Below are 10,764 nucleotides of genomic sequence, written 5' to 3'. Positions count from 1 at the left end.
CGGCCATCCTAGCTGCGATCATCATTTGGTGGACCTGATTGAGTCTCGAGCCTAGTGGATCGGCAAGCTTTTCGATGACGGTCTTGTCGAGTTCGGTCTCCTCGCCCGAGGTGAGAAACTCGATATTCTTGCCGAGTTCGCCGGAAAGATCGTGCACCAAACGGCGAAAACGACCGAACAACGTTCCGATCGGCACCATCCGGATGCCCATTGTCGTATCGCGCAGCCCGGAAGACAGTCGCTCGATCTCCTCAGCGACGGATTTGAGGTTCAAGTCATCACTGGCGGCAGCGATCTGGGAAAGGCGTGCCTGCGCAATCACAAGCTCGCCAACGCGGTCCATCAGTTCGTCGAGGCGCTCTGCCGGTACGCGAAGCGACGATCCAGTTTTCGGCTCCGCAATAGGCTTGCCTTTTTGGGATGACTTGACCGAATCGTGTTCGCTACCGGCGGATGCATGAGCGCTGCCCGGAGATGCACAGATCGCCTTCTCCATCGCCACGACATCTGCGAGCTCGATCGTCAGCTCCATGCCGTCACGTAGGAAGATGAAGACGTCATTGATCACTTCGCGCGGATGACTGGTGGTCAATAGGACTTCCCAGCCGAGGTAGGACGCTTCCGGATCGATATCCTCGAGCGGCGGCACACGCCCGGTCAGTACCGTGACAACGCAGGCACCGAGATCGCGGAGTTCGTCAAGCAGTAGCAGCGGATTGGTGCCCAACATCAGCGCATCGTCCGGCAGGTGGAACCTGACACGCCAAGTTTGGGGCTCTCCGACCACGCCGGCAGATTTCGCAGACGCAACGGGCACAACAGCCACGGCGCTTCCGCCTGAAACGATCGTTCTAAGCTCGGCCAGGATAGGCGCTCCGCCTGCTGCGTGCTGGCCGGGTTCAACAATAAGCGTAGATACGTGGTCCTTCGCTGCAAGCGCGACCGAGATCAGCGCCGGGTTGATCCTCGCGCTACCCTTGCGGACCTGATCGAAGGCGGTCTCGAACTCGTGAACGAAATCGGCTACCTCGTCGAAGCCGAACATGGCACCTGAGCCCTTGAGCGTGTGCAGTGCGCGGAAGGCACCGTCGACCAGCTCTCGATCTTCCGGCTTGTCGCCGAGGTCGAGTAATGCCTGCTCGAGCGCTTCGAGCAGCTCGCGTGCCTCTTGGCGGAATGTTTCTCTGGGATCGGCTGTCATCATGCGCCTGCAATCTTCTTGACGACAGCAAGCAACTGATCCTGCTTGAACGGCTTGACGATCCAACCGGTGGCGCCAGCCGCCTTCGCGTCAGCCTTCATGGCCACGTCGGATTCGGTTGTTAGGAAGACGACCGGAACACCGGCGCTCGAAGGATGGGTGCGATACTTCCGGATGAAATCGATTCCGGTCATCACGGGCATGTTGAGGTCGGTTATGACAGCGTCGATCCGGTTGGTCGTCGCCTTGGAAAAGCCGTCGGAGCCATCGACTGCTTCAATGACGCGATAGCCCGCGCCCGAAAGCGTGAGGCTAACCATCTGCCTGATCGATGCAGAATCGTCGATCGTGAGGATCGTCTTGCTCATGCCGCATCCTTTTCCGAATGCTTTTGGCTAAATGCGAATTCGTCGTCACCGCCCGGCACAACAAATCCTAATTGAGTGAGGAATTCATCGAAGGCTTTAGACCGGTCGGAAATTATCAGTTCTTTGCCAAGATTTTTAGCCGTCCGGCCGGCGGAAATCAGAAGCTGCACTGTAGCAGTATCGACGCCGGCTAAATTGCTGACATCGATCTCAATCACCTTGAAGCCCGCTAATGCCTCTTCGAGGCGCAGCTTCGTGCTCTTTACATCCCGAACGCTCAAGGCGCCTTCAAGGCTTAATCTGGCTCGACTCTCTGAGGTCATGTGTCTCCCTCGCCAAATCTCTGCTTATGGAAAGTAGAGCTCCGCGATCTGTGCGTTTTGAATAATGCCCGCATGAGCAAGCGCTCATAAATGGCTGACTATCTCCATCTAATTTCACCTGGGCATGACTTCTAATTTATAGGTTTAAACAAAGCTCTAAGGAATTTGCGTATTGGTCTGTTTTCTTGAAGAAATACAGCTCGCTGACGGAAGAAATCATCGCGGCTCTGCGTGAGGCGGAGGTGCGGCTCGTTTAAGGCGAGATGGTTGGGCCAGATGTGCCGCGGTCTTGGAACCTCAGAGCACCTCCCTGATCGTGCTTGCTCTTGGGTCAACTTCAGCGTCGGCTGCTGGTTGGGAAAAGGCCGGTTCCTTCGTGACCGTCCCGGTCAAGGTTGCGAACGCCAAGTCAGAGGTCGAGAGCAACCTCAAAAAGACCATGCAGGCGCTGGATGGCAAAGGCCAGGAGGCGGCGCGTCTCGCCAAAAGGAAGGCGGGTCTCGTCAAGCGGATGCGCGATCGTGAGCGGCGGGCAAGGGCAAGGGCGGCCGCATCGAAGCCTCGCCCAAAGGCAAAGGCTCCACCGCCTCAAAAGAGAGCGTGCAATCCCTCGCCCATTAAGTCGTGTCAGTTCGTTCGTTTCGTAATGGTGTGCCCATGACTACCCGCTCCCGCGCTACGGCAACAAAGAGCAGGGCGCGGCGCAAGCAGAGCGACCCAACAAATATCAAGCTCACGAGAGACCAGGTTGAGCGGATCGCATCCGAGGTCGGAGAAAGGGTTCTGCAGCTCTTTTTTACGCTCGGGATCGACACGTCATCGCCGTAAGGGATCTTGAGCGCACAGCGCGACTTTCAGCACCTCCGCGCGCGGCGGACCTCCTTCGAGACGGTTAAGCGTCAAGGCATTATGTCCGCGATCGGCGTCATCACTGTCGGTATTCTCGCGCTGATCTAAGCGCGGGGCAGCGGCACACACACCGCCCCGTGAATGGAAAATAAATTGGCCCCCACCATCCTGGTTCGTTCGGGATGGCGGGGGGCCTTTTTGCGTTTGTGGCGGCTATTCTGTTGGGTTGCCAAGGCGGGCCTTTGCTATCTTCCTCATACGCTTTGAAAAGCGCCTTTTGATCTTCTTTAGCTCCCCTCGCTTCCATCGGATTAAGCCGCGTGACCGGCGAGAGAAGGCATCGCACTCGTCTCCGCCCTTGTATACCCTGTTCCCTATCATCGGATTACCTCAAGCGGTCGGGCCGTCTTGGCCTTGGCCGGTGCTGCCTCGCGCGGGCCTTGGGGTCGCCCGTCTCGACGCCGACCACCTTGCCCATTGCAGCCGATACGAAGAAGGCGGAGCGGGTCAGGCTGCACCGTGATGCTTCGGTGTCGAAGGCTTCGAGAAGACCGGCGTCGAGCGAGATGTTTGCCCGAACCGACTGGCCGCGATCGAGAAGGAGGGGGATCATCACCGCCGTTGCTCCGCCTCAGCGGCGACATCGGGATCGGCACGAAGTTCGGAGAGGGTGTGCGGCTCCGGGATCGGTGTTCCATCTGCCATATGATTGGCGCCACCTCGCAGAGCGTGCTTGTAGCATCGGCAATCGTCACCTCGGGCGTTGGGTCGCCGCCGCAAACGCCAGGAGCATCTGGAATGACAACCTATCGCGCCCGGATCAACGGAGACGTTCGCGGACTTCCCGCTTGACCAGTTGACGCCCAAGGCGTTCCGCGTGCTGCGCGATCGCAAGCTGAAGTTCCCCAACGCCGCGAACACCCGGCTGAAGGTCTTCCGCGCCGTCTTCACATGGGGCCTTGAGGCCGAGCCGGATATCGTCAAGAGCAACCCAGCGCGGGACGTGTCCTATCTACGGGTGACCGGCGACGGCTATCATTCGTGGTCAATCGAGGAGGTCGAGCAGTTCGAGGAAAGGCACGCAGTTGGAACGCGCGCACGTCTCGCGCTGGCGCTCCTCCTCTACACCGCACGGCGTCGTAGTGACATCATCCGCTTCGGTGAGCCGATGGTCAAAGGGGAGTGGATGTCTTTCCGTCAGTGGAAGAACCGCAATCGGAACCCGGTCGATCTGTCCCTTCCGATCATCCCCGAGCTCCGGCGGATCATACGCTCGACCCATCTTGTTGGGACGACGACATGGCTGGTGACGGAGTTCGGCAATCCCTACACGGCGGCCGGCTTCGGGAACCGCTTCCGCGACTGGTGCAATCAAGCCGGTCTGCCGCATTGCTCGGCGCATGGTTTGCGCAAGGCGACGGCGGCGCGGCTTGCTGAGCTTGGTTGTTCGGATCGGCACATTATGGCGATCACGGGCCATCAGACGGCGGCCGAAGTCGATCGCTACACGCGCGGCGCGCGTCAAAGGAAGATGGCCGAGGCAGCTGCAACCCACCTCGGTCGATAGCCAAAAAGCCGAACCTTGCGAACCTTCTGGCCGAACCGGAAAATCTCCCAATAAAATCAATGATGTTGGCGCCCCGTAGGGGACTCGAAAGCCGTCTCTATGGCCTTGCAGTGCCTCTAACTTTTTCGGCGATAGCCCGTCTGTACCGTCGTTCGTACCGTGCCGGAAGGCGAGGCAAGAAGAAGCATGCTGAATGGGGTAGTGCTGACAAATAAAATCGCCTAGAAATTGCACGCACCGTCAATAGGAGGAGCACTGCCGATGGCGTTAAAGGTAGGAGACGTCGTAATTCTGAAATCCGGTGGGCCGGAGATGACTGTCTCGGAAGAGCCAAAGCGTACTGACGCAGACCATGTTTGGTGCCAGTGGTTCGGCGGTCGGAAGCTAGAGAAGGGGCGGTTCCCCGTTGCCTCGTTAATCTCTCCTCCCAAGAAAGACGAGAAGTCGAAGAAATGACTGACCCGGGCCACTCAGCAGACGATGTAGCAAAATGGATGATGGAGCAGATAGGCGATAAGAAGCCGCTCTATCAGGATGACGCTGCTTGGAAGATCATGCGTCAATTCGGGAAGTCGTTCGTTTACGACAACGCTGCCGGTAATCCAGCTATTGAGAAGGCAGTGCTTGATGCGTTCCGAAAAGTCTCCGGCGATGACATCGTGTGGTCAAAAGGGGAAAAGTGTTGGAGAAAAAGAATAGCTACTGACGTTCCAGGGCGTGCGCAGGATTGATCAAGCGAGTAGCTCCGGGTTCTCGTAGATATTCCCGATGACTTCGAGATGCATGTCCGTACCATCTCGCCCCTTGCACAAGTACCAGATGTGTGGCGCGTGCTTCAGACGGATGAAAAAGCCGCACATGCCCCAAGCGATTTCAGCGTTGCGCCAATCACCGCGATCGACTGCGCGCACTATGTCGCCCTCATAGACGTCGTTGCCGGCCTTATCTTTGAGGCCGGTGAATTGCATCGTGTGCCAGTTACCGTCTCTGACGAGAGTTCTCTGGTGGGGATCATAGAAGTGCATCCCGTATTGGTAGCTGTTCTCGTCAGAGCAAAATTGTCTAAACTTGATCTCGCGCATATAATTTCAGCATACGCAGCATTCTCGCACTCGCAAGCCGTCGATGTGGACAGCGCAGAGGAACTACGGTTCGAGTCCCACGCTGCATTTGCGAGCGAGAGATCGCAAGTCGCTGGTCTGGCGGGATTTGTGAGCAGTTACGGTACAGTAGCGCTCGAAATGGCGCTGTACCGTCGTCCGTACCGCGTGTGCACAGGTTATCCCTGTACCATAAAAAGTTCTGTGTATGGATTACTTAGTGACGCTAAGTGCTTGATTTTCCACAAAAATATTCTGGCGCCCCGTAGGGGTTTGCGGGTTTTTAGACAAATCAAGGACTTAGGCGCGGTTCGGCCCGCCTAACCTCCCGGCAAAAGGCGACAGGTTCCGGCGACGTTCCGCCGAACCAAGGCATAAAAAGCCCCCGCTCCGGATGCAACCGGGGCGGGGCAAAGCGGAGAGAAAGCGGCCCATGGTGCGCCAGGGCTTACCCGTTTATGAGCTTCTTGTATTGCAGACGGGCAAGCCAACCAGTGAAGATGCCGATGACCACCGCATAGACGTACCAGGGAGCATCCGGCATAGCGTCTGGCCATATGACACAAGCCGACATGGCAAGGATGCTGAGCACGATGTAGAGGGAGGCAAACCCCTCAAGAGCCCTCTTTTCGGCCATCATTTTCGTCTGAGCCCGCAGCTCGTCGCGTTCGGTTCGCACGTCAACCTCCCTTCCCTTTTGTCTTTCGCCCTGATTATCCAAGCTCATCATTGATAGCCACAACCTACGACCCCCGCACCGGCTGAAACCGGGGCGGGGTTATCCCCAACTTATCCACAGCATCGGATCGAAATCCAACCCCGCGGTCGTCACCCGCGCCCTCACGCTAAGGCCTTGAACTCGCGGCAGACCGCTTGAAGGGGTTGGATTTTTTCCAACCGATAGTTGTAAAATCTACAACCATATCAGAGTGTTGGACCTATTATCTCTTTTAACTTGGGCGCGCTGAGCGGGGATCTTTGGACTGCGTTCAGTTCAAGGAGAGCCCTATGTTCGATTGGTCCGAAAGCACGATTGAGGTGGTGATCAACGGCAGCGCCGTGGTTGAGGTCGATGGATGGTGTCGAGGCAAGTACGGAGTGATTGCGCTACCCGGCAGGGGTGAGGACCTCGTCTATTATTTAGTCGACCGCCAGAGCCGGCGAGCCCTTAGCCCCTTTCTAAGCCTGTCGCTTGCCTGCATCGCCGCTGAGATCGCGGAAGAGACCATCGCTCAACTTGAGCCATCACAAAATCCAGGAGTGGCCACGCACCATGCGTGGCGCGACGCAGGGTTTCATCATACCGACGGTCGCACGCGATTTGGCGATCCAATCTGGGGGTGGTCGGAGTTTACGCACTAATGGGCGAAAGCAAACTCAACCCGCTCGCTGTAAATAGCATGTAAAATTTACAATGCGGCATTTCGGCTTCATTTCCAAATGAACTTGAAAAGCGCCGCCGCGAGCTTCAGGCTTGCACCTGAATAAAAAAAAGCCCCCAGGAAAACCGGGGGCAACTAACTGCAAAAAGAAATAGTCACGCCCCTTCTCAGTAGCAAATCGCGAGAGAATGAGCAAGCGGCGTGCTGGGAGTTACTGCATGCTCGAGGTTATATCTGCTCGCGATCTACTGGCTAAAAAGATCGCGAGCGTGCCCATGATCATCGACGATATTATTCCAGCCGGCCTAACCGTGTTCGCTGGAAAACCAAAAATTGGCAAAAGCTGGTTTGCATTAAATGCTGCCCTGGCCGTCGCGTCGGGCGAGCGCTTCCTCGATCGTCAGGTTGAGGAGGGCGGTGATGTCTTGTACCTGGCTCTAGAAGACACGCAGGCACGCCTACAAAGCCGCGTGCGCACGATCCTCGGCGAACAAGGTGATGCTCCCGACACGCTCGCACTGGCGACCGGATGCCCGGCCTTAGACAAAGGCGGTGACCGGGCGATCAGGAGCTGGATCAGAAAGGCGGATCGCCCGCGTCTTGTCGTCGTCGATGTCCTCCAAAAGATCAAAGGCGAGGACAAAAAGGCAAGAGCGTACGAGAACGACTATATGGTCCTCGAGCCCTTGAAAGACATGGCCGACGAGTTCGCCATCGCCGTCGTCGCCATTACGCACACGCGGAAGCTCGACGCCGATCATGACCCCTTTGACGCAGTGAGTGCGACGACGGGACTGACCGGGGCGGCGGACCATGTAGTGATCCTGGACCGAGGCCCGGATGGGCTCGTCCTGTACGGGCGGGGTCGAGACGTTAACGAATTCAACTTGGCACTTGCGTTCGATGGCAAGACGGGCCGGTTCGAAGACGTTGGGGATCCCGAGGATCGGGCGCGGTCCGACAGTCGGAAACGAATCCTCGATGCGATGGTGGCCGCCAGGAAGCCTATCGGCCCTGGCGAGATCGCCGCCGCGTCAGACGTGAGCGCGGAGGTCGTCAGGCAACACTTGCCGAGGATGATGCAGGCCGGCGAGGTCGAGAGGCTCGGCCGAGGCCAATACCAGCCCGTTACCGCGTGACCGCGTGCCCTACTCGCCCCCGTTACAACCATCACAAACATCACACTCACTCTATCTTGTATATATAGATCACTGAAACGGTGCTCTATACGGTCACGATATAGGCCTACATGGGTAAGGGGGCATGAGCCCCCCCCCTAACAGCGCAAGTCGACTCTCGAATCTTTGACATTGAATCACAGTGCGCGTGTGAAGTTGCTGGCCAACAAAGCGCACCGCCGTGCGGCGCTTGCAGCCGGGATGATCAACAAGACCAACATATTGCCGGCCCAGGCGCGCCCTGCGCGCCGCCCTGTCGGCCCGGCTTCGTTTTCCCCAAAAAGTTTGGCGATTTGAACTGGCGATTTGAAAACGCAGACGCCGGGTGCATGCGACCGGAGCGGCGGCAGATCGACGACGACACGTCCACCGGCACCCCTATAGGCAAAGCACCTCTATGACCTCGCTAGGGGGGGGGAGACATACAGGCGGCACGCGGGCGGGAGCCCCGCCAACGGCGGGCGGCCACACCACGCACCGTGCACACCGAGGCACCACGCACACCCACAGCACCACGCCCACAGAAGGCGCAGGAAGGCCGTCCAGCACGCGCCGCACCCACAAACCCAAGCGCACGTCGCGCACGCCACCAGCGGGCTTCTCAGGCGGTCCTAGGGGGTAGGGGGGGTAGGGCTTAGGTTCTTCCCGCGCCTCGCGCGACATGCGGCGCGCCGCCCCCCAAAAATCGCACGTATTTGCAAACCTACGATCGGCGTTTCGCTTCGTCTTCTCGAGACGTGACAGGCAGCGCTCTTCGACCGTTGTATCCGAAAATGACTGGAACAAAGCGTAGGCCGCGGCGTTGCGTGAAGCGGAGGTTCAGCTCGGTCAGGGTGCGATGCTTGGGAAGATCTGCCGTGATCTGGGGTTTCGGAGCAGGCCCATTTACAAGTGGCGGCGTGAGTACGGTGGCCTCGAGCTCGATCAAGCGGCATCCTGAAGGAACTCGAGCGCGAGAATGAGCGGCTAAAGAAGGCAGTGTCCGATCTGACGTTACGCGACGCTGCCTAGCGATCATCGTTGCGCGAAGACTGCGTCCGACGACGTGCTGCACGGACTGACGATTTCATGAGCCGGCATGGACCACAGTAGCATATCACTCAGACAATGGGCCTGAGTTCGTCGCCCGGCGGCGGGTGTGCTGTTGGGTTGGTCGGGTTGGCAGAAGACGCTTTATATCGAACCGGGCTCGCTATGGAGAGCGGCTATTACGAGATCAATCCAAGTTTCGCGACGAGTTGCTTTTCGGCGAACAGTTCTCGACACTCTACGAAGCCCAGATGCTCATCAAGCGCTGGCGGCACCACTACAATGGCGTCAGACCACATTCTTACCTCGGCTATCGACCGTCAGCCCCCGAGACGATCTTGCCATCAGCATCCCGCTTGGCCTTCGCTTCGCTCCGGTCAGACCAGATGCTGGCCAGTAGCGACCGGATCCTGCCTTAATCCTTGATATTGCCATGAGGGACAGGCTCGTCTTCAAGTTATCTGGTGTGAATTTTCGACGAATAATTATTCTTAATGCAGCTTTCGAGGATGGCCTATTAACGGCTCGTTGCATTTTTAATGGGATGTGAAAGTACAAAGATGTGATTACGTGTAACTCAGGGGGGATAATATTGCCGGGCTATGCTTGACGATACGCAAAATTACTGCTCACAAAAAATTGCAACGCGGCGACAGAGAAGCACTGTTGTCTACTTGATCAATGTTGATTGGTTCTTTATTTCTCATTTTCAATACCTCTCCCGCAAGGCCGTTTCTAGTGGATGCTCCGCCGTCCTTGTCGCGTCTCTCAGTGCTTCGAGCCGTGAGCTAGAAGAGATTGGCGTAACTCTCATTGACCTGCCATTTCAACGAGACGGCGTCCAATCGGGGGGATTGCGTCAATCCTCGAAGCGGCCAAACTTGTCGCCGAGGTAGTTGGTTTCGGGGGCGAGATCCGCACCGACCCCTCGAAGCCGGATGGAACGCCGCGCAAGCTGCTCGACGTGTCGAGACTCGCAGAGGCGGGTTGGCGCGCGCGCATCGATTTGGGCGAAAGCCTCAAAAGCACCTACGCTTGGTTCGAGGAGCACATTGCCCTCGGCGAGGTCAGGCTCGCCGTCGCGTAGATCCACGGACAGAAGCACACACGCTGCTCCGGATCTACCGCAAGGAACGGCTTGTAATGGCCGCCTGCGGGGCAGGGAGCGTCATGAGGGCCTCGGTCTCGCGTGCTATCGGCATTGATCGCTCTTTCCGACCGACAACGCAACGTGACCGTAGAGGGCGTGCGTTGGGTCCTTCCGGCTCGTGGGCTCCCTGCGGCGCGCCGCCCCCATAAAAAACGCGCGTTTCAGGAAAATGCGTTTCTCGGCTTTGCTTTTGCCCTGGCGGCCAAATGGCCGCCCTAAGCCGGGACAGTGTGTCAATCTGACTGGCGTTCATTTCTTTATGCATCTTGGCCCTGGTGGCCTATGGCATGTGGCCGGATGTCATGCCGGATGCGCCCTGGTACGTCTATGGGATCGTTATCGCCCTCATCACGGGTGGCCTTTGCCGCCTGCAATACAAGAAGCTTGTGAACGGTTAGGCTCGCGCCCCAGCGCGCGCGCCTTCCTGTGCATCATTTTGGGGTACAAATTGGGGTACAAATCGGGGCACATGCCGGATGAATTGTTTCTTTGGCTAGGTTGAAATCTAGTTCATATCAATGCGTTAGGCTGCAAATCGGATCGCATGTTGCTCGCAGGATTATTAACACGATCTTAACGGCTGCCTCGTGATACTTCCGGAATGACCGCACGGGGCG

General features: G+C 57.7%; 12 protein-coding genes and 1 pseudogene. 7 read left to right on the top strand and 6 right to left on the bottom strand.

Going from position 1 to position 10,764, the window contains the following annotated elements:
• From V7082_RS20055 to V7082_RS20040, 4 genes are all read right to left on the bottom strand, one after another.
• Positions 1–1,204, bottom strand: a 1,204-nt coding sequence (locus V7082_RS20055; protein ID WP_334151330.1) for an Hpt domain-containing protein, incomplete at its 3' end; no start/stop codon positions are given.
• Positions 1,201–1,569 (bottom strand): response regulator, encoded by a 369-nt coding sequence (locus V7082_RS20050; protein ID WP_334151328.1) that lies wholly within the window; start codon positions 1,567–1,569, stop codon positions 1,201–1,203. The genes V7082_RS20055 and V7082_RS20050, both read right to left, overlap by 4 nt.
• A complete protein-coding gene (locus tag V7082_RS20045; protein ID WP_334151327.1) occupies positions 1,566–1,892 on the bottom strand; it encodes an STAS domain-containing protein in 327 nt (108 codons plus the stop codon). Before V7082_RS20045 ends, V7082_RS20050 begins: the two co-directional genes overlap by 4 nt.
• A gap of 1,234 nt (positions 1,893–3,126) precedes the next feature.
• The gene (locus tag V7082_RS20040; protein ID WP_334151325.1) at positions 3,127–3,354 is read right to left on the bottom strand and encodes a hypothetical protein; all 228 of its coding nucleotides are present in this window, start codon (positions 3,352–3,354) and stop codon (positions 3,127–3,129) included.
• A 264-nt stretch (positions 3,355–3,618) separates the two neighbouring features.
• Here V7082_RS20040 and V7082_RS20035 point away from each other — a divergent pair, with 264 nt between their 5' ends.
• The 3 genes from V7082_RS20035 to V7082_RS20030 all read left to right on the top strand — a co-directional run bounded on the left by V7082_RS20035 (position 3,619) and on the right by V7082_RS20030 (position 5,039).
• The gene (locus V7082_RS20035; RefSeq protein WP_334151324.1) at positions 3,619–4,308 is read left to right on the top strand and encodes a tyrosine-type recombinase/integrase; all 690 of its coding nucleotides are present in this window, start codon (positions 3,619–3,621) and stop codon (positions 4,306–4,308) included.
• Positions 4,309–4,569: 261 nt separating this feature from the next.
• Positions 4,570–4,764, top strand: coding sequence for a YodC family protein (locus tag V7082_RS21650; RefSeq protein WP_442909830.1), 195 nt, complete (start codon positions 4,570–4,572; stop codon positions 4,762–4,764).
• Positions 4,761–5,039 (top strand): DUF6953 family protein, encoded by a 279-nt coding sequence (locus tag V7082_RS20030; protein ID WP_334151322.1) that lies wholly within the window; start codon positions 4,761–4,763, stop codon positions 5,037–5,039. The genes V7082_RS21650 and V7082_RS20030 overlap by 4 nt, the downstream gene beginning before the upstream one ends.
• On the opposite strand, the gene V7082_RS20025 is transcribed toward V7082_RS20030, so the two are convergent.
• Positions 5,040–5,390: a YopX family protein gene (locus V7082_RS20025; RefSeq protein WP_334151321.1), complete on the bottom strand. Its 351-nt coding sequence runs from the start codon at positions 5,388–5,390 to the stop codon at positions 5,040–5,042.
• Between the two features lie 466 nt (positions 5,391–5,856).
• Positions 5,857–6,087 (bottom strand): hypothetical protein, encoded by a 231-nt coding sequence (locus tag V7082_RS20020; protein ID WP_334151319.1) that lies wholly within the window; start codon positions 6,085–6,087, stop codon positions 5,857–5,859.
• Positions 6,088–6,416: 329 nt separating this feature from the next.
• On the opposite strand from V7082_RS20020, the gene V7082_RS20015 reads away from it, so the two are divergent.
• From V7082_RS20015 to V7082_RS20005, 4 genes and pseudogenes are all read left to right on the top strand, one after another.
• Positions 6,417–6,770, top strand: coding sequence for a hypothetical protein (locus V7082_RS20015; RefSeq protein ID WP_334151318.1), 354 nt, complete (start codon positions 6,417–6,419; stop codon positions 6,768–6,770).
• Between the two features lie 208 nt (positions 6,771–6,978).
• The gene (locus V7082_RS20010; protein ID WP_334151316.1) at positions 6,979–7,929 is read left to right on the top strand and encodes an AAA family ATPase; all 951 of its coding nucleotides are present in this window, start codon (positions 6,979–6,981) and stop codon (positions 7,927–7,929) included.
• 841 nt (positions 7,930–8,770) lie between these two features.
• A pseudogene (locus V7082_RS21645) lies at positions 8,771–9,416 on the top strand (integrase core domain-containing protein).
• Positions 9,417–9,961: 545 nt separating this feature from the next.
• Entirely contained in the window at positions 9,962–10,084 is a 123-nt protein-coding gene (locus V7082_RS20005) for a hypothetical protein (protein WP_334151315.1), read from the top strand.
• The last annotated feature ends 680 nt before the right edge of the window (positions 10,085–10,764 follow it).

This window comes from Hyphomicrobium sp. (genome assembly GCF_036833075.1).
Classification (GTDB): Bacteria; Pseudomonadota; Alphaproteobacteria; order Rhizobiales; family Hyphomicrobiaceae; genus Hyphomicrobium_C.
The sequence above is the reverse complement of the archived record's forward strand: the minus strand, read 5'-3'. Positions and strand labels throughout refer to the sequence as shown.

Coding starts and splice junctions, on each gene's coding strand:
- V7082_RS20050 (WP_334151328.1), bottom strand. CDS start 1,569: ATGAGCAAGACGATCCTCACGATCGACGATTCTGCATCGATCAGGCAG.
- V7082_RS20045 (WP_334151327.1), bottom strand. CDS start 1,892: ATGACCTCAGAGAGTCGAGCCAGATTAAGCCTTGAAGGCGCCTTGAGC.
- V7082_RS20040 (WP_334151325.1), bottom strand. CDS start 3,354: ATGATCCCCCTCCTTCTCGATCGCGGCCAGTCGGTTCGGGCAAACATC.
- V7082_RS21650 (WP_442909830.1), top strand. CDS start 4,570: ATGGCGTTAAAGGTAGGAGACGTCGTAATTCTGAAATCCGGTGGGCCG.
- V7082_RS20030 (WP_334151322.1), top strand. CDS start 4,761: ATGACTGACCCGGGCCACTCAGCAGACGATGTAGCAAAATGGATGATG.
- V7082_RS20025 (WP_334151321.1), bottom strand. CDS start 5,390: ATGCGCGAGATCAAGTTTAGACAATTTTGCTCTGACGAGAACAGCTAC.
- V7082_RS20015 (WP_334151318.1), top strand. CDS start 6,417: ATGTTCGATTGGTCCGAAAGCACGATTGAGGTGGTGATCAACGGCAGC.
- V7082_RS20010 (WP_334151316.1), top strand. CDS start 6,979: ATGAGCAAGCGGCGTGCTGGGAGTTACTGCATGCTCGAGGTTATATCT.